This is a genomic window from Vescimonas fastidiosa (genome assembly GCF_018326305.1).
In the GTDB taxonomy this organism is placed as follows: Bacteria; Bacillota; Clostridia; order Oscillospirales; family Oscillospiraceae; genus Vescimonas; species Vescimonas fastidiosa.
The window spans coordinates 1,059,575-1,082,638 of the sequence record NZ_AP023415.1 but is presented as its reverse complement, the minus strand read 5'-3'; the positions used below and the strand labels follow the sequence as shown (position 1 = coordinate 1,082,638).

Here is a 23,064-nt window from a genome sequence, read left to right as displayed (position 1 = left end):
CGATAGGAGGCTACTATGAAAAACGGTATTGTCAGAAGGGTCACCGGCCCTGTGGTGGATGTGCAGTTCCCTGCCGGACATCTGCCGGACATTTACAACGCAATCGAAATTCAACTGGAGGACCGCAAGGTGGTCATGGAGGCCATGCAGCAGCTGGGCTCTGACACGGTGCGCTGTGTATCGCTGTTCTCCACCGACGGTATCGCCCGGGGCTGCACCGCCGTGGACACCGGCTCTCCGGTGACTATGCCTGTGGGAGAGGCCACCCTGGGGCGGATGTTCAATGTGGTGGGCGACCCCATCGACGGCAAGGGACCTGTGGAGGCGGAGCGGATGCCCATTCACCGGGCAGCGCCCTCCTTTACGGATGTGATCCCCTCCACCGAGATCCTGGAGACGGGCATCAAGGTGGTGGATCTGCTGGCACCCTACTCCAAGGGCGGCAAGATCGGACTGTTTGGCGGCGCCGGCGTGGGAAAGACGGTGCTCATTCAGGAGCTTATACGCAATGTGGCCTACGAGCACGGCGGCTACTCCGTGTTCGCAGGCGTGGGCGAACGCTCCCGGGAGGGCAATGACCTGTGGAACGAAATGACCGAGTCCGGCGTTATCAGCAAGACGGCGCTGGTATTCGGACAGATGAACGAGCCCCCCGGAGCGCGTCTGCGGGTACCCCTGTCGGGTCTGACCATCGCGGAGAACTTCCGCGACAGCAGCGGACAGGATGTGCTTTTGTTCATTGATAACATTTTCCGCTTCACCCAGGCGGGCAGTGAGGTTTCGGCCCTGCTGGGGCGTATGCCCTCCGCCGTGGGCTACCAGCCCACCCTGGCTACGGAGATGGGTACGCTGCAGGAGCGTATTACCTCCACCCGCAACGGCTCCGTTACCTCCGTGCAGGCCATTTATGTGCCTGCCGACGACCTGACGGACCCGGCTCCGGCCACGGCCTTTGCCCATTTGGACGCCACGACGGTGCTGGACCGCGGCATTTCCGAGCTGGGCATTTATCCCGCGGTGGACCCCCTGGCGTCCACCTCTCGTATCCTGGAGCCGGATGTGCTGGGACGCAGACATTACGACACGGCCCGAGCTGTGCAGACCGTATTGCAAAAATACAAGGACCTGCAGGACATCATTGCCGTGCTGGGCATGGACGAGCTGAGCCTGGAGGATAAGGCCACGGTGAACCGGGCCCGCCGCATTCAGCGGTTCCTGTCCCAGCCCTTCCATGTGGCTGAGAACTTCACGGGCTTGGCGGGCAAGTATGTTAAGCTGGAGGATACCATCCGGGGCTTTGAGATCATCCTGGGCGGTGAGTGCGACGATATACCGGAGCAGGCATTCCTCATGTGCGGCTCCATCGACGATGTGCTTGCTAAGCGCAAGCAGATGTAAGAGGTGCCTATGAAAGACGGGATCCATATCCGGATCGTCACCGCCGCCAGCACCGTGTATGACGACATGGTCAGCTATGTGGAGCTGCCCTTTTCCGGGGGCAGCGTAGGCGTATTGCAGGACCATGCGCCGATGCTGGGGGCCATTGAGGACGGCGTGGTCACGGCCCGAAAGGACAGCGGCACGGAGGAATTCGTGGCTGTAAACCTGGGCGTGGCCAACATCGTTCACAACGAGGTGACGCTGCTGGTGCGTGCGGCAGAGCGGGCGGAGGACATTGACCTGGCTCGGGCCCAGTCTGCCGAGAAGCGGGCCCGGGAGCGGCTGGCGGAGCACAGTGCGGACCTGGATGTGAAGCGCGCGCAGATCGCGCTGCATCGGGCACTGGCCCGGCAGGCGGCTGTGCGGATGATGAAGGGCCAGTGACGGCCGGAGAATTCGGCGCAAAAGTGAAATAGGGAAAGCCACCGTATCGGGTCGATGCGGTGGCTTTTTCGTGTGGCATGGAGAGTGAAAGGGGGGAGGACTTTGGGGACGGGGGTACGGATTGCCACGGCCAGTGTTTGCACTGGCCTCGCAATGACATTGGTTTTTTATGGGGGTGCGGTGTGCGGCGGGGCACATGGGCCCCGCCCTACAAGGGTTTTCACAATATTGCGGGCGGACAGGGGCGTCCGCCCCTACACAAAGCAAGGAGATGCGAACAAGCACGGACGGGCGGGGTAGAACCCCGCCCCTACGGAAGGGTTGTAGGGAGTGTGGTGCGTTGTCGGCGGGCGGACAGAGGCGTCCGCTCCTACGGAGGGGTGCAAGAAGTGCGGTGGGGCGGGCCGATGTAGGCATCGGCCCCTACGGAAGCGTTACAAGGAGTGTGATGCGGTGAGGAATCCCCCAGTCACGGCTTCGCCGTGCCAGCCCCCTTTAGGCAAGGGGGCCATGGGGACGGGGGTACGGATTGCCACGGCCGGTGTTCGCACTGGCCTCGCAATGACATTGGTTTTTCATGGGGGTGCGGTGTGCGGCGGGCGGACAGGGGCGTCCGCCCCTACGGAAATGTTGAAACGCTTGCGTAGGGCGGGCTGCCCTCAGCCCACCGTCCGATAACCACCGCACCATCGCGGCGGCGTGAGGGCACGCCGCCCTACGGAGGGGTTGCAAGAAGTGCGGTGGGGCAGGCGACCGCAAGGGTCGCCCCTACGAAAGCGTTTCAAGGAGTGTGACTTCTATAGGGCGGGCCGATGTGGGGAGCGAACTGAGCGCTGCCGGTGGCAGAGGAAGCGAAGTGAGCGAGTGGCCGCGGTCAAAATTTTCAGCGTCCGCCGTAAGGCAGCGCAAAAATTTTGGGCACCGCAACAGGGTCATCGGCCCCTACGGGGAGAATTTGGGGAGAACAAAAGGAAAAACAAGAGGATACCGAAGTATCCTCTTGCTTTTGATAGAAGCGAAGAATTAGAAGTTCTTGATGATGTCAACGATTTCAGCACCGATGCGCTTCTGAGCCTCCAGGGTGGCGGCGCCGATGTGCGGCGTGCAGGAAACCATGGGATGGCTATACAGGGCCTTATTGGTGGCGGGCTCATCGGCGTAGACATCCAGGCCGGCGGCGCGGACCTTGCCGGACTCCAGGGCGGCCAGCAGAGCAGCTTCGTCCACATTGGTGCCGCGAGAGGTATTGATGATCACCACGCCGTCCTTCATCTTGGCGATATTCTCGGCGGAAATCAGAGCGCCGCCATCCACAGCGGGAGCGTGGACGGAAACAAAGTCGGCCTGGGCCAGCAGATCATCCATCTCCACATAGGGGATGCCCAGCTGCTCCTCGATGCCGGGGATGTGGAAAATATCAAAGGCGACTACCTTCATGCCGATGGCCTTGGCCATGACACCCAGGTGCTGACCGATGCGGCCAAAGCCCACGATACCCAGGGTCTTGCCCTGGAGCTCGATGCCCTTGCCGTAAGCCTTCTTCTCCCACTTGTCCTCACGCATGGTGTGGCCGGCGATGGAGAGATAACGGGCGCAGGAGAACATATGGCCCATGGCCAGCTCGGCTACGGACTGGGAGGAGGCACGGGGGGTGTTCTTCACGGTGATGCCGCAGGACTCGGCGTACTTGACATCGATATTGTCAACGCCCACGCCGCCGCGGATAATGAGCTTGAGCTTGCCGGTCTTGGCCTCGTCAATATGATTGGCGCGGACCTTGGTCTTGGAGCGGACCACCACGGCGTCAAAATCCTTCAGGGCGGCGCCCAGCTGATCGGGCTCATAGAACTGCTCGACGACCTCGTGACCCATCTCACGGAGCTGAGCCATGGCGGTCTTATCCATACCGTCGGTAACCAGAATACGCATAATTGTAATCTCCTTATAATTTATTTTTGATTGGGTGCGGGGAAGAATCCCTCAGTCGGCTTTAACCACAGCCCCTTTAGGCAAGGGACTTTTTGAGGGGGACGGATTGCCACAGCCAGTGTGCGCACCGGCTTTGCAATGACAGTTTTTTGCAAGAAATGCGGTGGGGCGGGCCAATGTAGGCATCGGCCCCTACGGATGGTTGCAAGAAGTGCCTGCGTGCGGGCCGATGTGGGGAGCGAACTGAGCGCTGCCGGTGGCAGAGGAAGCGAAGTGAGCGAGTGGCCGCGGTCAAAATTTTCAGCGTCCGCCGTAAGGCAGCGCAAAAATTTTGGGCACCGCAACAGGATCATCGGCCCCTACGGATGCGTTTTTTGAGGGTGCCGTGGCGAACGGGGTGTCCGCCACGGCTTTAATTATTTATATTACTTGTGCTCGGCCTCGAACTTCTTCAGGAACTCCACCAGAGCCTGGGCACCCTCGATGGGCATGGCGTTATAGACGCTGGCGCGGAGGCCGCCCACGGACTTGTGGCCCTTGAGGTTATCATAGCCGGCAGCCTTGGTAGCGGCGACCACCTCGGCGTCCAGCTCCGCGGACCCGGTGACAAAGGGAATATTCATCAGGCTGCGGAACTCGGGCTCCACGGTGCCCTTGAACATCTTGGAGGAATCCAGGAAGTCATAGATGACCTTGGCCTTGGCGATGTTGCGCTTGTGCATCTCCTCCAGGCCGCCGATGCTCTTGAGGTACTTAAACACCTTGCCGCAGCAGTAGATGGCCCAGCAGTTGGGGGTGTTGTACATGGAGCCGTTGTCAGCGTGGGTCTTATAGCTCATGTAGACGGGCATCTTGGGGTCGATGTCCTCACGGATCAGATCCTCACGGATGATGACCACCACCATGCCGGCAGGGCCTACATTCTTCTGCACACCGGCGTAGATCATGCCATAGTCGGAGACATTGCAGGGCTTGGAGAGGAACATGGAGGACTGGTCGGACACCAGGACATGGCCCTTGGTATTGGGGAGCTTATTCCAGGTGACGCCGTGGATGGTCTCATTCTCGCAGATGTAGACATAGTCGGCATCCTCGGGAATGTCCAGGTCGGAGCAGTCGGGAATATAGCTGAAATTCTTATCCTTGGAGGAGGCGGCCACAATGACCTCACCGTACTTCTTAGCCTCGGCAATGGCCTTCTTGGACCAGGCACCGGTCTCCACATACACAGCCTTGCCATTCTTCATCAGGTTCCAGGGAATAGCGGCGAACTGCAGGGTGGCACCGCCCTGGATGAACAGGACCTTGTAGTTATCGGGAATGTTCATCAGCTCACGCAGGTCGGCCTCGGCCTCGTCGATGATCTGCTGGAACACCTTGGAGCGGTGGCTCATTTCCATGACGCACATACCGCTGCCGCGGTAGTTCATCATCTCGTCACGGATCTCCTCCAGGACAGGCTCCGGCATCATGGCAGGGCCGGCGGAAAAATTAAAAGTGCGGTTATACTTCATTTTGATAGTACCTCCTGTTTGTGTAATGTAATCGGGGATTTACGATTCATACAGATATAGTATAGAACATTCCGTCGGGAGAATCAACCATAAAAATCCACATTTTTTGAGTTTATCTAAAAAATTTTCAGAGGGACAGATAGAGGGGGGAAATTTCGGGGGCGGGGAACCTTGCCGCCGTGGAGGCCGTGGCAGGGCTTCGGGGGAAAAATGCATAGACGGCGATTGACAGGGAGGGGCAAAGATGGTATAAAATAGGGAGAATTTTGGCGGATCTCCGGGAAAGGACGGCACGGGATGGACAAGTGGAAAAAGCTCATGGTACATATCGGCGCGTATCCGGCGGTGCTGGGCAAGTGGCTGGCGGTGGGGGGACTCATCGGCGGCATCGGCGGGATCATTGGGTCGGTGTTCCACATCGGCGTGAACTACGCCACCCAGGTGCGGCTGGCCCATCCGTGGGTGCTGTATTTGCTGCCGGTGCTGGGCGTTATCATTGCGGGGCTGTACCGGGTGACAAAGGTGGAGGGAAAGGACACCAACGCCGTAATCGAGTCGGTGCATTTCGGGAAAAATGTGCCGGTGCTGCTGGTGCCGGTGATCTTTGTGTCTACGGTACTGACCCATTTGGGGGGCGGAAGCGCCGGGCGCGAGGGCGCGGCCTTGCAGATAGGCGGTGGCATCGGACACACCACCGGGCGGCTGCTGCATCTGGGGGAAAAGGACCTGCCCCTGGCGACCCTCTGCGGCATGAGCGCGGTGTTCTCAGCCCTGTTCGGAACGCCGCTGACGGCGGCGGTGTTTGCCATGGAGGTCATCAGCGTGGGTGTATTTTACTACGCGGGGCTTATTCCATGCCTGACGGCGGCGCTGGTGGGCTATCTGGTGAGCCTGATGATGAAGGTGCCGCCTACGCGGTTTACGGTGGCGGACCCGGGGCTGGACGCCTGGACCATGGTGCTGGTGATTTTACTCGCCATTGGGTGCGCAGTGGTGAGCATCCTGTTTTGCCGGGGACTGCAGGAGACGGGTCGCAGGGCGGCGAGGCTGCTGCCCAATCCCTTTATCCGGGCCTTTGTGGGCGGCGTGCTGGTCATAGGACTGACGCTGCTGGTGGGCACCACGGACTATAACGGCGCAGGCATGGAGGTGGTGAGCCGGGCCATCGGCGGAGAGGTCGGGGGCTGGGCGTGGCTGCTGAAGCTGCTGTTTACCGCTGTGACCATCGGATTCGGCTTCAAGGGCGGCGAGGTGGTGCCCTCCTTCTTCGTGGGCGCCTGCTTCGGGTGCGTGCTGGGGGGCTTTTTGGGACTTCCGGCGGGCTTCGGAGCGGCCATCGGGCTGGTGGCGGTGTTCTGCGGAGCGGTGAACTGTCCCATTGCGTCCGTGTTTTTGAGCATTGAGCTGTTCGGCACCGGGGACCTGCTGTATTTTGCTATGGCCTGCGCCATCAGCTATCTGCTGTCGGGCTACTGCGGACTGTACAGCAGCCAGACCATCCTCTATTCCAAGATGCGGGCGGAGTTTATCAACATCCACACCAATGAAAATGAGGATAAGAACGGATAAAAAGAAACGGCGAAAAATCCTGCTGACGCAAGGGCTGCCAGGACTTTTTGGATAAAAAATCATCTCCCCGGCCATACTGAGGAAAAGTATGGTTGGGGAGGTATTTTTATGGATCTCGTGCAGGTGGCCGTGACATCGCTGGTGTCCCTGGCGGCCATGTTTTTGCTGACAAAGCTCATGGGAAACAAGCAGGTATCGCAGATGAACCTGTTTGACTATGTTATCGGCATCACCGTGGGCTCCATCGCCGCGGAGATGGCCACGGAGCTGGACACACCGGAAAATTCGCTGGTTGCCATGGTGGTGTATGCGGTGGCGGCGGTGTGCATTTCCCTATGGACCAACAAATCCCTGGGGGCTCGACGGATCATTACGGGAAAGCCGCTGATTTTGATGGACGGCGGAGTGATTTACCGGGAGAATCTGAAAAAGACCAAGATGGATCTGGGGGACTTTCTCATGTATTGCCGCATCGGGGGATATTTTGACCTGGGACAGATACAGACGGCGCTGCTGGAGCACAACGGTACGGTGACTTTTTTGCCCGTGGAGATGCAGAGGCCCGCTACACCGGCGGACCTATCCATGCAGCCGGACCAGACGCTGCTGCAGACCTCGGTGATCCAGGATGGGGTGATACTGCGGGGAAATCTGCAGCGGATCGGAAAGGACGAGAGCTGGCTTGTGCGGCAGCTGGAAAAACAGGGGTACAGGGAGGCCGGAGAGGTGTTTTTGGCTATGGCGGACGGAAATCAGGTGACGGTGTTCCCCATGGAGAGCAAGCGGGAGCCGGCAGATCTGGCAGATAGGTAAGGGGGTTGAGACTTTCGAAAAACTCTCCGGGTTTTTCCGACAAAAGGATTGCAGTCTGCGGCGCGCATAATTTGTCAGTCTGTGACGGACAAATTTCACACTGGCAGCCTGATTATAAAATAAGAATTTTTTTCAAAGGCCAAAAAATCATGTAAAAATCTGGGTTTTGACTCTCGTTTTGACACCCCAAAAACCAGGCAATTATGTACGCGTTATGCACGACTTTTTCGGAATTTTCAAGAGTCACGCTAAAAGTGCAAAAAAAGTTCCGAAATCCGCAGATTTCGGAACTTTCCTGGTGGAGATAAGCGGGATCGAACCGCTGACCTCTTGAATGCCATTCAAGCGCTCTCCCAGCTGAGCTATACCCCCAGGTTCTATTCACTTCGCGGCGCCTTGGCTGCCGACTTACTTAGTATAGTATACTTCCGGGCATTTGTCAACACATTTTTCTCCAAATTTTCTGTTTTTTTATTCCTGCACCCGGCCCAGCTGATAAAAGGCCACGGCGCTGGCTGCTGCCACATTCAGCGAGTCTACCCCATGGGCCATGGGGATGCACACCGTGTAGTCGCAGTCCTCAATGCTGCCGTCTGCCAGACCGTCCCCCTCGGTGCCCAGGGCGATGGCCAGGCGCGGCTCCGCCAGGAGCCGGGGGTCATTCAGCCGCACCGAATCCGCCCGCAGAGCCATAGCCGCCGTGCGAAAGCCCAGGGCATGAAGCTTTTCCGTCCAGCTTCCCTCCGGCAGATAGGTCCAGGGGATCTGAAACACCGTTCCCATGCTCACCCGTGTGCTGCGGCGATACAGCGGGTCGCTGCACTCCGGCGTCAAAAGCACCGCGTCCATGCCCAGTGCTGCCGCCGAGCGGAAGATGGCGCCTACATTGGTGGGATTCATCACCCGCTCCAAGACCGCCACCCGCCGGGCATTTGCGCACACCTGCTCTACCCGGGGCAGCGTCCGGCGCTTCATGGCGCACAGCATCCCCCGGGTCAGGTGAAAGCCCGTCATTTGGGCCAGCACCGGCTCCTCCGCCGTGAAAACCGGCACCTCCGGGCACCGCTCCAGCAGGGGCTTGGCCTGATTTTCCACATGGCGGCGCTCCATTAAAAACGAGATGGGCTCATAGCCGGACTGCAGCGCCCGGGCAATGACCTTGGGGCTTTCGGCGATAAAGACGCCCTGCTCCGCACACTCCCAATTCGCCAGCTGACTGTCCCGCAGCCGTGCAAAAATATCCAGCTCCGGCGCGGAAAAATCCGCGATCTCCCGAATATCCGCCATGGTTTTCCTCCGTCAAAAATTGATAACGCCCAGATGCTCCAGCAGAATCTTCACACCGATGAGAATAAGGATGACGCCGCCTACGATCTCGGCCCTGCTCTTGTAGCGCAGCCCGAAGATATTGCCCACCTTCAGGCCCACCGCCGACAGGCAGAAGGTGATGGCCCCGATAAGCCCCACGGCACGGAAAATATGCACATCCGGCAGCAGGGCAAAGGTGATGCCCACCGCCAGGGCGTCTACGCTGGTGGCCAGGGCCAAAGGCAGCATAGACCTGAAGCCGAAGGAGGCGCTCTCCTCCTGTTGCTCCTTGGAAAAGCCCTCCTTGAGCATATTTCCGCCGATGAGGCACAGCAGCACGAAGGCAACCCAGTGATCCACCGAGGTGATGTATCGCTCAAAGGTGGTGCCCAGCAGGTAGCCCAGGGTGGGCATCAGCGCCTGAAAGCCGCCGAACCACAGCCCCACGGTCAGGTAGTGCTTCCATCCCGGCTTCTGCACGGACAGACCCTTGCAAATGGCCACCGCAAAGGCGTCCATGGACAGACCCACCGCCAGCAGCGCCAGTTCCGTTAGTTTCATCTGTGTTTCCTCCCTGTCGGGCCGGACTGCAAATGCATACCGACAAGAATCCATAATATCCAAATAGTATCTCATAATTTTAGGGAAAAGTCAATGTTTCCCTGTCGGGGGAGGGGCTGGGGGAGGGGCGTTAAAAAACCGAAAAAAAATACTTGACAGAAGGGGACGATTATGGTACTTTTATCCTGAAGTTAAGATCGTTTGGCAAAACTGCCGTGAGACAGTGACGCAAAGCCAAGGGGACTTATTGCTCATCTAAGTCAGCCCGGTTGCAATTTTCAGAGATTGCAACCGGGGTTTATTTTTTTTCGGATGGTATGGAGGTGCGGGATGGACAAGCTGAATATTTCCGTTACCCGTACCATCGACAGCGGCGTGCGGCCCATTGAGCTGAAATGCACGCCCATTTACGACTGCCTCTTCTCCAATGTCGCGGGCCTGCGCAGCCGGGCCTTGGTCAACAGTGTGGACTATGGAACCCTTGATCCCGGGGACTATATGCCTGCGCTGGAGGACGACCGGGAGAGCGCCTCCTCCTTCACCGCGCGCAATTTGCGGGTGGTGTTGGGCGCTCTGCCCGCCCTGCAATCGCAGGCCCGCGGCATCTCCCTATTTCTGCTCTCGTGTCCCGTGTCTCTGGTGAGGCGCGGGACCCTGGCGGCAGAGGTGACACGGCTTTTACGCGCGGCGGACCCCAAGTGCGCCGAGGCGGTGTGCCTGTCCTTCGCTCCGGAGCTGCTGCGCCTGCCGCCCAAGGACCTGCAAAGCGCCCTGCTGCATATTCGCTCTCTGGGCTGCAAGGTGGCCGTGGAGGGCTTTGGCCGGGCGGATTTTCCCATGTCCGTACTGCCCCTGGCGGCCCCGGATCTGCTGCTGCTGGAGCGGGACCGTAAGGGCGACTTTCCTGCGGGCATGGCGGCCTATATACAATTCGCCGGAGCCTTGGGCATTCAGACCCTGGCTGTGGGGGTGCCTGCGGAGACGGTTTTGCGGGGGCTCAATGAGGCCCAGTGCGCATATTATACCCCGGCCCCGGGCCTGCGGACGGAGGGCCGGAGCCTGTATATGGAAAAAGAACTGACAGACCTTTTATCGGAAAGGAGCGTGGCATCCCTTGCCGGTTTCAACTAAACAGCCCGGGTCCGTGCTGACCCGGTCGGCGGAGGAGGTCAAGCGCTACCGTCTGTATAAGAAGATCGTGCCGCCGGTGCTGGGGCTCATTACCCTGGTGCTTATCATCGTGTACATCATCTCCATTCTGTTCACCAAGTACGGCAGCTTTACGGTGAAGATCAATAACCTCACCGACCGCAAATATTACCTCACCCTCTGCGAATCGGATAAATTTCTCAACCCCGTATCTTATCTCAATTCTAAGGCCGTGAAGGATGTTACCAACATCGACGGCAACTCTCTTCCCGCCGACCTCAACGATGTGGACGGCGAGCACAACGGGGAAAACTATGTGGCCTACACCTTCTACGCCAAGAATGTGGGCCAGAGCACCATTACCTATGACTATGACCTGGTCATCTCCCGCAAGACCATCGGCGTGGACTCGGCCATTCGCGTGCGCCTGTACTATACACCCTTTTACTACGACAGCTTCACCAAGGAATATACCCGCAGCGGCGACTATACCGACTATGCCAAGCCCCGCACCGGGGGCAGCGGCCTGCCGGAGGTGGACCCGGATAACCGCACCATGACCAATTTCGCCGCCAGCGGCTCTGTGGCCCAGGGCCGGGTGGCGGGCTTTAAGCCCGGGGATATATCCAAAATAACCGTGGTCATCTGGATCGAGGGCAACGACCCCGACTGCACCGACGACATCCTGGGCGGCGAGTTCAAGGTGGACATGGTTATGAATGTGGTGGCCGAGGAATAACTCCCGCACACCCCCGTAGGGGGCGGCGTTCCCGACGCCCCGCCCCGCCGTACCCCTAACTTACCCCAACTGCTCACGGGGTCCTTCGCCATAGCGTCCGATGCGTTTCCATTCCCGCGCAAAAGCGCGGCGAGGGACCCCGCTGCGGCAGTTATGGGACCCCTCAAAATAGACCCTCTTTTCCCGGTGGGGCGGGACACGCCTTCTGCTCCCGTCCCACCTGTACCCCTTGCGACCCACGGAAACCCGCCGCGGGTCTCTCTCCCTTTAGGCAAGGGAGGCTATCTTTCCCCTTACTATTTCGTTCCTTCACCGTCCGACTTCGTACTGAGACGGTTTGGATAAATACAAAAACTAAAGAAAAGCGAGGAAAAACAAATGAAAAAGTTCAGAAAATTGATTCCCGCCCTGTGTATGCTGCTGGTCTCGGCACTCTTCGTGGGAACCTCCACCTATGCGTGGTTTTCGATGAACACCACTGTTACGGCCACGAACATGCAAGTGACTGCCAAGTCCAATGCAACTTATCTGCTGATTGATACTAAGGACAATAGCACAAGTAAGGAAACTTCTGCAATTACCAAGGAAACTAATGCAGCTGCAGCAACTGTTTACCCCTGTGCCTATACTGAAACTGAAATCGCCAGTGACACAGACAACACCAATAAAATTGACGCAAAGACATGGTATACCGCAAATAATAAAAACGGCAATCATGCGACGGATGCGGTATTGGGTAGAAAGACGATTGCCCTCGGGAATGGAGACTATATGCAGAAGAGCGAGTTTTGGCTGACTCTTTCAAAGGACTCCGAACCTGCCAGTAATAAGACCCTTTCCATTGCTTTTGAGAAGGCAGCCGGAGATGATGCTGCTATTTCTACAGCTGTGTTTGTCGGCGATGCACAGGAGCCCATTCTGCTAAATGACACCACTACGCAGGGCACGGCAACTGTTTCCCTGACTTCTGCGACTTCTGTTAAAGTTACTGTTTATACATATATTGACGGTACATCTGATAATGTAAACAGTGACTATTTTAATGCAGCAGCTACAGCGAATAAGCTCCAGGGTACGGTTAAGCTGACCTTCGACCTGGGTATCTAATTATAAATCTCCCTGCGGCGCCCTGGGGGGCGCTGCGGGGGGAAATCCCCGGCCCCGGCGGGCTGGGGGCAGCCCGCCCTACACATCCTTTGTCTATGCATCCGTAGGGCGGGGCGCTATCACCCCGCCGACCGGCGTATCTCCCGCACCCGAGCTGCAGGCAAAGCCCCGGCCCTGCTGCGGGAAGCCGCAATACCCTACAAAAGCAAGCATCGCACTCCTCAAATCATACAAAGGAGCTAAACGGGAATGGAAAAAAAGAAAAATACAAAGAAAATCATCGGCACCGTGGTGGATGTGCTTATCTGGGTGCTGGTGGTTTTGTGCGTAGGCGTGTCCATTGTGGCCGTCTCCGCCGGCACCAACGCAAAAAATGTCCCCACCGTGGGAAGCACCTGCTTTCTGAATGTGAAAACCGAGTCCATGGACGCGGAAAAGCCTGCCGGCGTCCCTGCCGACAAGCCCGCCGGCTTCTCCGCTGGCACCATGCTCCTGAGCAAGTACATTGCCGAGGACGACGCCGCCCTTGACGCCCTGGAGGTGGGGGACATCATCACCTTCGAGATGAAGCTGGACGGCTCTGACACCGTGGACTATAACACCCACCGTATCGTGGCCGTGGAGCGCAACGAAAACGGCACCTTGGTCTCTGTTACCACCAAGGGCGACAACAACGACCTGGTGGACGGCGGCCAGGTCAGCCGCGGCACCATCATCGCCGTGTACACCGGCTCTAAGATTCCCGCCCTGGGCAAGGTGCTGGACTTCTTGAGCACCCAGGTGGGCTTCGGCGTGTGCATCCTGCTGCCGCTTATCCTGTTCTTTATCTATCAGCTTGTGAAGTTCGTTATGGCCTTTATGTCTGTGAAGAACTCCGGCAAGAAGGTCATCTCCGCCGCCGATGAGGAGCTTATCCGCCAAAGGGCCGTGGAGGAGTACCTGAAAAAGCAGCAGGAGAAGGAAAACAATAACGAGGAAATCAAGTCTTAACGCCCCGAGGTACACCGCATTCCTGGGTTAAGACCCTACATACACACCAATCCGCACTGAAATTGTAAGGAAAATCTGCTATGCATGACTTTTTATACGGCTTTCTGACCTGGTTCAAGGCCTTTTTTGACAATATGCTGGGCGGCGTCCTGATGGTCGTTAAGGGGATCGTCCTGGGCATCATCAAGATTTTTAACCTGCCCTATTACTTCAAAATCTGGGCCGACGAGGCACCTAACTTTGGCGTGTTCGACTGGATATTCTCCATTCTGGCGTTCCTGCTGGTGCTGGCCGTGTGGGCGGGGGTCATCTTCCTGGCCGTGCTGGCCGTGCGGAAGTACATCCGCTTCCGCCGCGGCATCGTGGGAAACGAGGACCTTTTGGAGGAAATCGCCGACCTGCACCGGGATGTCCTGCGCCTGACCTCCGAAAAGGAGCGGATCATGCAGCTGAAGGTCTCACAGGCGGGACTGTCCTATGACCAGTTCAAGGAGCTTATGGAGTCTACCGAGGAGCCTGCCGAGGAGCAGGATTCGGAGCAGCCCCAGGCCAACCTGCCCGCCGCCCCGGCCGCCCGCTTTACCCGCCTGGCCGCCGTGGACGAGAAGTATATTTACTACACGCCCCCGGTCTATGAGCGGGGCATGACCCTCCGGGACATCTGCGAGGATATGCGCAACTTCGCCTGCACCAACAACGGCCTGTACTACGATGAGCGCACCATCCGCTTGATGCTCTCCGGCTTTGCCTGCACGAAGCTGGTGATCCTCCAGGGTATCTCCGGTACCGGTAAAACCTCGCTGCCGTACATGATGGGCAAATACTTCCAAAATGACGCCACCATCGCCTCCGTGCAGCCCTCCTGGCGGGACCGCAACGAGCTGTTCGGCTATTTTAATGAATTTACAAAAAAATTCAACGAGACCGATGTGCTGCGGCGAATCTACGAGGCCGGGTACAACGACGAAATTAACCTGGTCATTCTGGACGAAATGAACATCTCCCGGGTGGAGTATTACTTCGCCGAGATGCTCTCGGTGCTGGAAATGCCCAACCCCGACGAGTGGCGCATTGAGCTGGTGCCCTCCTCCTGGGAGAACGACCCGGCCCATCTGCGGGACGGATTCCTGCAAATTCCCCAGAATGTCTGGTACATCGGCACCATCAACAACGATGACTCCACCTTCTCCGTCTCCGACAAGGTCTATGACCGTGCCTTCGTCATCAACCTTGACAGCAAGGGCATCCCCTTTGAGGCCCCCAAGACCCCGGCCAAGAAGATCGCCTATTCCGAGGTGGAGCGGCTGTATGAGCAGGCCAAGCTGGACTTCCCCGTGAGCCGGGAGGCTCTGGACAAGATCGAAAAGCTGGACCTGTATGTTATCCAGCATTTCCGCATTGCCTTCGGCAACCGTATTATGAAGCAGCTAAAGGACTTCGTGCCGGTTTACATCGCCTGCGGCGGCACCGAGACGGAGGCCATCGACTACATCTTTGTTACCAAGGTTTTCCGTAAGTTTGAAAGCCTCAACCTCTCCCTGATCCGGGGCGAAATTCGCGGGCTCATCGCTATGATGGACTCCCTCTTCGGCCCCGGCGCTATGGCCGAGAGCATCGAGTATCTGCAGCGTCTGCAGAAAATGTATTAAAATAGGAGGGTGGGACGGATATGGCCACCACAGCTTTTGAAATAGAGAATACCCGCGCTCTGTCCGATCCCACCCTTCGCGCCCGCTTCAGCCTGTCCTTTTCCGCGCAGATGATGCTCTCCCAGGAGAGCGTCAAGGAAAGCTGCGCGGCAGCGGCCAACGCCCTGCTGTCTTTCAGCGGCGTGCGCTACCGCACAGCCTGGACCGGCATCTATTTCACGGCGGGCGGCAAGCGTATAGCCGCCCTTGCTTTTTTTGAGGACAGCCTGTGCCTGCTTTTGGCCCAAAGCGCAGAGGCGGCCTCCGGCCCCCGGTATAAGGCCCAGGATGTGTCCCAGCTGCGCCGGTTTGAAAAAACCCCCGCCCTGCTCCCGCTGAAAAGCGAGGGCGCACTGAAAAACGCCCTGAAAAAATGGACCGACCTGGCTGCCACCCTGGATCTGCGGGAAAAGGACGCCCCGGCGGCAGTTTTTGCCCCGGAGAGCTTCCCCGGGGACAGCTTCGAGTCTCTGCTGCGCCGGGGCCTTATCCGTCCCACCGGTAAATACAGCGGCGAAGAGGGGGAGTTCGTGGAGGTCCTCTCGGCCCTCTCTGCAGGAGAAGCGACCATCAAGCTCAGCGAAAAGAAGATGCTCCGCGCCCTGGACGAGGGCTGGGTGGAGCGCATTGAGCAGGCCCTGCCCGCCATCGACGAGCTTCTGCGTCGGCCCTCGCACTTCATTGCCGAGACGGAGGAGATTCGCCCCATGGAGCTGACACGGAAGATCACCGGACGCTCCGTGGCCCATCTCTGCCAGCACACGGACTTTATCTCCAGCGTGGACGGCGACGATGTGACCCCCTCCAAGATGCTCAATATCATCCGGGAGGATTCTATCCTCACCTATGAAAATAAGTTCCTCAATACGCTGCTGGCAAACCTCTATTTCTTCGTCAGCGAGCGCTACCGCATTGCCCTGGAAAACGGCGTGGACGAGCGCATCAGCAGCGTCCGCTTCACGGATTCCTTTTACCACGGCCAGGCCAAGTCCCTGGTGACCATCAACATCCAGCGCTCGGAGAAGATAACCGATGTCAAGGGCGTGCAGAAAAGCTATTTCGGCTCTCGTCTGTGGAAGCGGGTGGAGCAGCTTAACGACATCACCCGGGCCTATATAGAGTCGGACTTCGTTCGGGAGATGGGGCGCAATTATGTGAAGCCCCCTATCCTGCGCACCAATGCCATCCTGAAAAACAAGTATTTCCGCCAGTGCCTGGACCTGTGGACCTACCTGCAAAGCTACGAGGAGAGCGGCTGCGGCCTCACGGTGGAGGAGACGATCCTGCAGCCGGACCAGAAGTATGTGGGAGGGCTATTCGGCGCGGCGGCGGCCCAGTATCTGGAGTTTTGCCGCAGCAGCGACGAGCGGACAGAGGAAAATATCCTCACCTCGGCTACCTCGCCTACCCTGAACGCCCGGCTTACCCTCACCGTAGAGGACGAGGCGGACCCGGTAGAGGCGGAGGACTTTACAGCGGTGCAGCCCGCTGCGCCCCGGCAGCCCCGGGACATGGCCTTTGCCGTGCAGGTGGCTCTGAAGGCTGCCGCGTTCTACGACGCCCGGGAGAGCAACCTTCGCTTGGAAAAGGATATGGAGGCCCGTCTGCGCCTGGCGGACGAAGCTGCCAAGGCCCGGTTTGCCCAGCTGGTGGACGCCCTGCGCAGCTACGAGACCGTGAAGATGATCCCTCGACGCACCAATTATGCCTTCTACCTGGGCAAGACGGTGCTGGCCCGGCTTACCATTAAGGCGGGGGAGGTCCTGCTCTACATCGCTTTGGAGCCCGGGAAGCTGCCCAAGGCATTTAAGGTGACGGATGTGTCCGCCGTGAAGCGCTACGCCGCCACACCCACTCTGCTGCGGATAAAAACCGATGGCCAGCTTGCTGCGGCCCGGAAGCTGATAGAGCGCCTGGAAAAGAAATTTGACCTGAAAAAAACGGAGCCGGAGCAGACCTTCGACACCGCCCAATATGAGCCGCTGCCCTTTGAGGAACTGCTGGACCGGGGCCTGGTGCGCCCGGCCCAAAAGCCGGAGCGGGCCCAGCCTGCCAAGCCTACCCCGGCCCGGGAGGAGATCTTACCCATCGTCACCTGCGGGGAGCCGGAGGGGGAGGAGATGACCCCCGGCGCCTGGGAGACCATTCCGGCCCCGGAGGAGCTTACGGATGCCCAGGCTACCCCGGAGAAGCAGGTCCATACCGCCGACTATTTCAGCCCCGCCGCCACAGCACCGGCGTCCGCTGCCGACAGGGAGACGGAGAGCGGGGAGGAGGAGCACCTGCTTCCGCCGATACAGTATCCCGCCGCCATGGATTACAGCCGCCCGGCCCAAAAGGGTCTGGACGATGTAGGCGGCTTCCTGGCCGACAGCCGGGAAAACCCGGAGCCTGTCCCGCCTCCGGCGGAAAAGACCGGTTTTCTGGCCCGGCTCCTGCGCCGGAAAAAAGACAACAAGGATAACGAATAATGGACAAATGCAAGAAAATCCTCTCGCAGATCCTGTTCTACGGGGCTCTGCTGCTGATCGTGGCGGCTTCGCTGCTTTTCTTCCTGCAAAAGAAAAGCGGACAGACTCTGTTTCTCTTTGACCGTACCCTCCTATGGGTGGAAACGGCCAGTATGCAGCCTACCATCCCGGAAAAGAGCTACATTCTCGCCAAAAGTACCTCGGCAGAGGCGGTGCAGGTGGGGGATGTAATCGTCTTTGTCTGCCGCGATACGGGCTCTGCGGTGTACGGCAGCTACATCACCCACCGCATTACCGAGCAAACCCCGGAGGGCTATAAGACCTGCGGGGACAGCCCCCTGTCCCTGCTGGATCCCTGGACAGTGCAGCCGGAGGACATTGTGGCCGTGTATGAGAAGAACCTGCCCCTCATGACGGCCCTGGGCAGGCTCTTTTCCACGCCTATGGGCATGGTGCTGGTGTTTGCCCTGTTTTTCGCCGTGTGCGGATTTGTTTTCATTCCCGCGGTGGTAAAGACCCTGCAGGAGCAGGACGAGGACACCCTGACGGAAGAGGAATTCCATCGCCTGGTGGCCCGGGAGGTGCGCCGCCTGGAGGAGCAGGGACTTACCCCCGAGGAAAACCGGGGAAACGAGGAGGGAGGAGAGGCAGATGAATAAATTCCTGGCCAAATACGGAAAGGCGTCGATCTTTACCCTCATTGTGATCCTGTGCATGTCCTTCCTCATCCATCTGTTTTCCGTGAGCAGCGGCTATCTCCAGAGCATCGACCGCCAGGCCCTGGACCGGGCGGAAAACTATGCCGGGGAGCAGGCGGTACAGCTGCAGGAGCAGTTCGGTGCCCTGAAAATGCGGGCGGATTACTGCGCCTCAGAGGTCAGCGAGGCCGGGTCCTTAGAGGGGGCGGTGGAGCGGCTGCGCAGCACGGGCTCCGGCATGCGCGTGGCCGACGGGGACAAATTTGTGGCCATACTCTACACGAAGGATGGCGCGGTCTACACCCCCGGCGGAGACAGCGTTACCGGCTACAGCGAGCTTACGGACCTGGCCGAAGCAAAACGCAGCGCCGTCTCCCGCCTGTTCCAGTATGACAATGCCAACATGGTTTTCGGCGTGTTTGCCCCCTGCAATTCCGCCTATGTGGACGGGGTGGTGCTGCTGTATATGCGCACGGCGGTTTCCCTGGAGGCGCTGGTTCAGGAGAGCGGCCAGTATATCAGCAGCGTCCAGGCTTCGGAATTTGTGCTGCTGTGCAAGCACGACGGCATCATCCTGGAAAAGATCCGGGTGGGAAGCGCCGTGGACCCGGGTTTTGGCTCCGTGACCGAGGGACTGTTTAAGCAGATCATCACCGACGGGGACACCATGAGCCGCATCACCACCGCCCTATCCACCGGGAAGCAGCAGTCGGCTGTGGTGGAGGTGGGGTCGGTGCAGTACGCCCTGTCCGTCCGCCCTCTGGGCAGCGGCTGCGGCGGGCTGATCCTGGTGGGACTATATGAGATGACCGAGCTTTACGGCTCCGGCCGCCAGGTGCTCAATACCATTTGGGGCACCGTGGCCTTTTTGAGCCTGATGCTCCTGGGCTTTTTGGCCTTTGCCATTGTGGACCGCATCCGCACGAACCGAAAAATAAAGACCCTCACTACCGTGGACGCAGACCTGGACTGCCTCACCCGCTCCGGCTTCGAGGCGGAGGCCCAGAGCATCGTGAATCGGCTCAAGGGGACCCAATTTGCCATCGTCATGCTCCGGGTGAACAACTTCCGCTATATCTCCGAGCAGTTCGGCGACCGGCAGAACCGGGCGGTGCTGCGGTTCCTGCGCAACTGCTGCGCTCAGGCCATGCTGGTCTCCGAGACCTTTGCCTATGCTGGAGACGGGCACTATCTGCTCCTGCTCCACTACCGGGAGAAAAAGGCCCTGACCAGCCGACTGGACGGCCTGTACAGGCAGGTGGTGCGCTATAAATTCCCCCAGGACGACGAGTATAAGCTGCACATTTCTTACAGCATTTACGAGGTGGGCCGGGAGGAGGACCGGAGCGTGGGTCAAATGATCGACAAGCTCAACATTGTGGACGCCAAGCCCACCTTCAAGACCGGTGCCGTCTCTCTGGAGTTCTACGGGGACACCCTCCGGGATAACTACCTGAAGAAGGCCGAGATCGAGGGCCGTATGCAGCGGGCCTTTGAAAACAACGAGTTCCACATTTTCTACCAGCCCAAATATAACCTGAAGCGCGGCGGCATGGACGGCAGCGAAATTTTGGTTCGTTGGTTCGACACCAAGATCGACCGCTACCGCACCCCCGGTGAATTCCTCCCTATTTTCGAGGAAAACGGCTTTATCAACAACCTGGACCGCTTCGTGTTTTACAAGGCCTGCGAGAATGCGGCCAGCACGGCCAAAAAGGGAGAGCCGATCTATCCCTTCTCCGTGAATGTGTCCCGGGTCACGGCCATCCAGCCGGATTTTTTGGAGTACTATAAGCGCATTAAGCAGAAGTTCGGTATTCGGGACCGGTTCATCACCGTGGAGTTTACCGAGAGCTTTGCCTACGAGAATTACGAGTATCTCTCCGGGGTCATGCGGGAGCTTCACGAGGCGGGCTTCCTGTGCTCCCTGGACGACTTCGGCACGGGCTATTCCTCCTTTGCGGCCCTGAAGGTCCTGGACTTCGATGAAATTAAAATCGACAAGGAGCTTCTGGCCTCCGGCCCCCATCCCGACCGGGATAAGCTGCTCCTGCAAAGTGTTATCGATATGGCCCATAAGCTCAGTCCGAAAATCACCCAGGAGGGTGTGGAGGACGCGGAGACCTTCCGGCAGATGGAGGAAATGGGCTGCGATGTCATCCAGGGCTACTATTTCTCCAAGCCTATGAAATTCAGCGACTACCGGGAATTTATCCAAATGAACCGGGGCAGGCTTTAACTGAAAAAAATCTCCGGCAGACTTGTCTGCCGGAGATTTTTTGAGACTGTCGAAAAACCCTCCGGGTTTTTCCGACAAAAGACTCACAGTCTGCTGCGCGCATAATTTGTCCGTCTGTGACGGACAAATTCCACACTGGCAGCCTGAGCTGTATTTTCTCTCACGCACATGTCGCGAGAGAAAATGATTTCATTTCTTTGCCGCCTACGGGCGGCAAACTCTGCGAGGCTTTTTTTGGCACACTGAAAAACTCTCCGGCGATCTGCCGGAGAGTTTTTTATGGAAATTTTTACACGCTGAAGAGAATGTCCGCGTAGGTGGGGTAGGGCCAGTATTCGGCGGAGGTATTGGCCTCCAGCTCATTGACCAGGTGGCTGGCCTTATACTCCAGGGCATAGACCACATCCCGGTAGTACCGGGCGGAGGCAAGGCCCCCCTCGGAGGCCGGGGCATTTTCCAAAGCCTGGGCCATAGACTGGGCGGTGGTATACAGCTCGTTATTCAAATTCGTCAGCTGCTGCAGCAGGTCCGTTTCGGCGGAGCAGTCCAGATACAGGGCCTTTTTGCGCTGGACGGCCTGGGCCAGGTCGCTGGTGTAGCGGGAGACGGCGGGGAAAATATTGCGGCGGATCATGGAAAGGAGAGTGTTGGCCTCAATGGCCGTGATCTTGCAATAATTTTCCAGGTGGATGCCGTACCGGGCCCGCATCTCTACCTCGGAAAAAACATCGTGCCGGGTGAACAGGCTGATGTTCTTGGGATCGATGTAGGCGGGCATACTGTCCACGGTGTCCCGGTGGTTGCTGAGACCCCGGCGCTGGGCCTCCTCGGCCCAGGAGTCGTCGTAGCCGTTGCCGTTGAAAATAATGCGCTGGTGGGCCTTGAAGGTGTCATGGAGCAGGGTCTGGAGGGCGGACTTAAAGTCCTGGGCCTGCTCCAAAATGTCAGCGAACTGGCCCAGCTCGTCGGCCATGATGGTATTGAGCACGGTGTTGGGGCTGGCGATGGACTGGGAGGAGCCCAGCATACGGAACTCAAACTTGTTGCCGGTGAAGGCCAGGGGAGAGGTGCGGTTGCGGTCGGTGGTATCCTGGGGAATCTCCGGCAGGGTATCCACACCGATCTCCAGCTTCTTTTTGGTCATGTCCACATAGGCCGTGCCCTGGATAATGGAGTCCAGCACGGCGGTAAGCTCATCGCCCAGGAAGATGGAGATGACCGCCGGAGGCGCTTCGCTGCCTCCCAGGCGCAGGTCGTTGCCGGGGTAGGAGACGCAGCAGCGGAGAATGTCCTGATACTCGTCCACACCCTTGATAAAGGCCGCCAGGAACAGGAGAAACTGGGCGTTCTGACTGGGGGTCTTGCCGGGCTTTAGGAGGTTTTCCCCGGTGTCCGTGGCCAAAGACCAGTTGTCGTGCTTGCCGCTGCCGTTGACCCCGGCGAAGGGCTTTTCGTGGAGCAGGCACACCAGGTCGTGGCGGTCGGCTACTTTTTTTAGCAGCGCCATGGTCAGCTGGTTGTGGTCGGTGGCGGTGTTGGCGTCGGTGTAGACCGGGGCCAGCTCGTGCTGGGCCGGGGCCACCTCGTTGTGCTCTGTTTTGGCGAACACGCCCAGCTTCCACAGCTCCTCGTCCAGCTCCTGCATGAATTTGGCTACCCGGGGCTTGATGGCCCCGTAATAGTGGTCGTCCAGCTCCTGGCCCTTGGGGGGGCGGGCTCCGAAAAGAGTGCGGCCGCAGAGCTTCAGATCCTCCCGGCGCTGGTACATGGATTTATCAATGAGGAAGTACTCCTGCTCGGGACCTACCTGAGGAATGACATGGTGGGCCTCGGTGTTGCCGAACAGACGCAGAATGCGCAGGCACTGCTGGTCCAGGCGGCTGATGGAGCGCAGGAGGGGGGTCTTTTTATCCAGGGTCTGGCCGCTGTAAGAGCAGAAAACCGTGGGGATATACAGGGTTTTGTCCTTTACGAAGGCATAGGAGGTGGGGTCCCAGGCGGTGTAGCCCCGGGCCTCAAAGGTGGCCCGCAGGCCGCCGGAGGGGAAGGAGGAGGCATCGGCCTCGCCCCGGGACAGCTCCTTGCCGGAGAGCTCCATGATGACGGAGTCGTTGCCGGAGGGAGTGATGAAGCTGTCGTGCTTTTCGGCGGTGACACCGGTCATGGGCTGGAACCAGTGTGTATAGTGGGTGGCGCCCAGCTCGGTGGCCCAGTCCTTCATGGCGGCGGCGATCTGGTCGGCAATGGAGCGGGGCAAGGGGGTGCCGTGGGTCATGCACTGCTGCCAGGCTTCATAGGCATCGGCGGACAGACGCTGTCGCATTTTGTCCTCATTAAAGACCATGCAGCCGAAAAATTCAGGGATACGCTTGGTGGGTTCGTCCATTGCAAACTCCTTTCGCCGCGTCCGCGGCAGTTTTTATATAGATTTCGCGTGTGCGGGGGGAACAATTTGAGGGAATAGG

General features: G+C 58.7%; 17 protein-coding genes, 1 tRNA gene and 1 riboswitch. Of the genes, 12 read left to right on the top strand and 6 right to left on the bottom strand.

The genetic code is table 11. From position 1 onward, the window contains the following. The first annotated feature begins 15 nt into the window (after window positions 1-15). Window positions 16-1,398 carry a F0F1 ATP synthase subunit beta gene (gene atpD, locus KI236_RS05315; RefSeq protein WP_212819921.1) on the top strand — a complete coding sequence of 461 codons (1,383 nt, stop codon included), beginning with the start codon at window positions 16-18 and terminating at the stop codon, window positions 1,396-1,398. A 9-nt stretch (window positions 1,399-1,407) separates the two neighbouring features. Beyond that, window positions 1,408-1,824: an ATP synthase F1 subunit epsilon gene (gene atpC / locus KI236_RS05310; RefSeq protein WP_212819919.1), complete on the top strand. Its 417-nt coding sequence runs from the start codon at window positions 1,408-1,410 to the stop codon at window positions 1,822-1,824. A 1,023-nt stretch (window positions 1,825-2,847) separates the two neighbouring features. Here the strand turns inward: atpC and KI236_RS05305 are convergent. Continuing rightward, window positions 2,848-3,753, bottom strand: coding sequence for a D-2-hydroxyacid dehydrogenase (locus KI236_RS05305; protein ID WP_329958968.1), 906 nt, complete (start codon window positions 3,751-3,753; stop codon window positions 2,848-2,850). A 425-nt stretch (window positions 3,754-4,178) separates the two neighbouring features. Further along, window positions 4,179-5,267 carry a 3-phosphoserine/phosphohydroxythreonine transaminase gene (gene serC, locus KI236_RS05300; protein WP_212819917.1) on the bottom strand — a complete coding sequence of 363 codons (1,089 nt, stop codon included), beginning with the start codon at window positions 5,265-5,267 and terminating at the stop codon, window positions 4,179-4,181. A gap of 297 nt (window positions 5,268-5,564) precedes the next feature. Between serC and KI236_RS05295 the strand changes: the two genes are divergently transcribed. Both KI236_RS05295 and KI236_RS05290 read left to right on the top strand, forming a co-directional pair. Beyond that, window positions 5,565-6,836 (top strand): chloride channel protein, encoded by a 1,272-nt coding sequence (locus tag KI236_RS05295; protein ID WP_212819915.1) that lies wholly within the window; start codon window positions 5,565-5,567, stop codon window positions 6,834-6,836. Between the two features lie 108 nt (window positions 6,837-6,944). Beyond that, entirely contained in the window at window positions 6,945-7,649 is a 705-nt protein-coding gene (locus tag KI236_RS05290; RefSeq protein WP_212819913.1) for a DUF421 domain-containing protein, read from the top strand. Between the two features lie 296 nt (window positions 7,650-7,945). Here KI236_RS05290 and KI236_RS05285 read toward each other — a convergent pair. The 3 genes from KI236_RS05285 to KI236_RS05275 all read right to left on the bottom strand — a co-directional run bounded on the left by KI236_RS05285 (window position 7,946) and on the right by KI236_RS05275 (window position 9,518). Next, window positions 7,946-8,021: transfer RNA gene (locus KI236_RS05285), tRNA-Ala, on the bottom strand. A gap of 99 nt (window positions 8,022-8,120) precedes the next feature. Continuing rightward, on the bottom strand, window positions 8,121-8,936 hold the full coding sequence (locus tag KI236_RS05280) for a TrmH family RNA methyltransferase (protein ID WP_212819911.1): 816 nt from the start codon (window positions 8,934-8,936) through the stop codon (window positions 8,121-8,123). Window positions 8,937-8,948: 12 nt separating this feature from the next. Further along, window positions 8,949-9,518 (bottom strand): manganese efflux pump MntP, encoded by a 570-nt coding sequence (locus tag KI236_RS05275; protein ID WP_212819909.1) that lies wholly within the window; start codon window positions 9,516-9,518, stop codon window positions 8,949-8,951. A gap of 193 nt (window positions 9,519-9,711) precedes the next feature. Continuing rightward, a riboswitch (cyclic di-GMP riboswitch) is annotated at window positions 9,712-9,795 on the top strand. 53 nt (window positions 9,796-9,848) lie between these two features. Here KI236_RS05275 and KI236_RS05270 point away from each other — a divergent pair. The 8 genes from KI236_RS05270 to KI236_RS05235 all read left to right on the top strand — a co-directional run bounded on the left by KI236_RS05270 (window position 9,849) and on the right by KI236_RS05235 (window position 20,599). Further along, window positions 9,849-10,649, top strand: coding sequence for an EAL domain-containing protein (locus tag KI236_RS05270; protein WP_212819907.1), 801 nt, complete (start codon window positions 9,849-9,851; stop codon window positions 10,647-10,649). Next, complete coding sequence (locus tag KI236_RS05265; RefSeq protein ID WP_212819905.1) at window positions 10,633-11,406, top strand: hypothetical protein; 774 nt, start codon at window positions 10,633-10,635, stop codon at window positions 11,404-11,406. The genes KI236_RS05270 and KI236_RS05265 overlap by 17 nt, the downstream gene beginning before the upstream one ends. Before the next feature lie 378 nt (window positions 11,407-11,784). After that, a complete protein-coding gene (locus tag KI236_RS05260) occupies window positions 11,785-12,513 on the top strand; it encodes a hypothetical protein (RefSeq protein ID WP_212819903.1) in 729 nt (242 codons plus the stop codon). Window positions 12,514-12,762: 249 nt separating this feature from the next. Then, window positions 12,763-13,503: a S24/S26 family peptidase gene (locus KI236_RS05255; RefSeq protein WP_212819901.1), complete on the top strand. Its 741-nt coding sequence runs from the start codon at window positions 12,763-12,765 to the stop codon at window positions 13,501-13,503. An 80-nt stretch (window positions 13,504-13,583) separates the two neighbouring features. After that, complete coding sequence (locus tag KI236_RS05250) at window positions 13,584-15,152, top strand: hypothetical protein (protein WP_212819899.1); 1,569 nt, start codon at window positions 13,584-13,586, stop codon at window positions 15,150-15,152. Window positions 15,153-15,172: 20 nt separating this feature from the next. Next, the gene (locus tag KI236_RS05245; RefSeq protein ID WP_212819897.1) at window positions 15,173-17,662 is read left to right on the top strand and encodes a hypothetical protein; all 2,490 of its coding nucleotides are present in this window, start codon (window positions 15,173-15,175) and stop codon (window positions 17,660-17,662) included. Further along, window positions 17,662-18,321, top strand: coding sequence for a signal peptidase I (locus KI236_RS12250; protein WP_212819895.1), 660 nt, complete (start codon window positions 17,662-17,664; stop codon window positions 18,319-18,321). The genes KI236_RS05245 and KI236_RS12250 overlap by 1 nt, the downstream gene beginning before the upstream one ends. Next, window positions 18,314-20,599: an EAL domain-containing protein gene (locus tag KI236_RS05235; protein ID WP_212819892.1), complete on the top strand. Its 2,286-nt coding sequence runs from the start codon at window positions 18,314-18,316 to the stop codon at window positions 20,597-20,599. Before KI236_RS12250 ends, KI236_RS05235 begins: the two co-directional genes overlap by 8 nt. Window positions 20,600-20,888: 289 nt before the next feature. On the opposite strand, the gene KI236_RS05230 is transcribed toward KI236_RS05235, so the two are convergent. After that, the gene (locus KI236_RS05230; protein WP_212819890.1) at window positions 20,889-22,985 is read right to left on the bottom strand and encodes a glutamine synthetase III family protein; all 2,097 of its coding nucleotides are present in this window, start codon (window positions 22,983-22,985) and stop codon (window positions 20,889-20,891) included. Window positions 22,986-23,064 lie beyond the last annotated feature (79 nt).

Coding starts and splice junctions, on each gene's coding strand:
- KI236_RS05305 (WP_329958968.1), bottom strand. CDS start 3,753: ATGCGTATTCTGGTTACCGACGGTATGGATAAGACCGCCATGGCTCAG.
- atpD (WP_212819921.1), top strand. CDS start 16: ATGAAAAACGGTATTGTCAGAAGGGTCACCGGCCCTGTGGTGGATGTG.
- KI236_RS05275 (WP_212819909.1), bottom strand. CDS start 9,518: ATGAAACTAACGGAACTGGCGCTGCTGGCGGTGGGTCTGTCCATGGAC.
- KI236_RS05270 (WP_212819907.1), top strand. CDS start 9,849: ATGGACAAGCTGAATATTTCCGTTACCCGTACCATCGACAGCGGCGTG.
- serC (WP_212819917.1), bottom strand. CDS start 5,267: ATGAAGTATAACCGCACTTTTAATTTTTCCGCCGGCCCTGCCATGATG.
- KI236_RS05230 (WP_212819890.1), bottom strand. CDS start 22,985: ATGGACGAACCCACCAAGCGTATCCCTGAATTTTTCGGCTGCATGGTC.
- atpC (WP_212819919.1), top strand. CDS start 1,408: ATGAAAGACGGGATCCATATCCGGATCGTCACCGCCGCCAGCACCGTG.
- KI236_RS05250 (WP_212819899.1), top strand. CDS start 13,584: ATGCATGACTTTTTATACGGCTTTCTGACCTGGTTCAAGGCCTTTTTT.
- KI236_RS05295 (WP_212819915.1), top strand. CDS start 5,565: ATGGACAAGTGGAAAAAGCTCATGGTACATATCGGCGCGTATCCGGCG.
- KI236_RS05260 (WP_212819903.1), top strand. CDS start 11,785: ATGAAAAAGTTCAGAAAATTGATTCCCGCCCTGTGTATGCTGCTGGTC.
- KI236_RS12250 (WP_212819895.1), top strand. CDS start 17,662: ATGGACAAATGCAAGAAAATCCTCTCGCAGATCCTGTTCTACGGGGCT.
- KI236_RS05235 (WP_212819892.1), top strand. CDS start 18,314: ATGAATAAATTCCTGGCCAAATACGGAAAGGCGTCGATCTTTACCCTC.
- KI236_RS05255 (WP_212819901.1), top strand. CDS start 12,763: ATGGAAAAAAAGAAAAATACAAAGAAAATCATCGGCACCGTGGTGGAT.
- KI236_RS05245 (WP_212819897.1), top strand. CDS start 15,173: ATGGCCACCACAGCTTTTGAAATAGAGAATACCCGCGCTCTGTCCGAT.
- KI236_RS05290 (WP_212819913.1), top strand. CDS start 6,945: ATGGATCTCGTGCAGGTGGCCGTGACATCGCTGGTGTCCCTGGCGGCC.
- KI236_RS05280 (WP_212819911.1), bottom strand. CDS start 8,936: ATGGCGGATATTCGGGAGATCGCGGATTTTTCCGCGCCGGAGCTGGAT.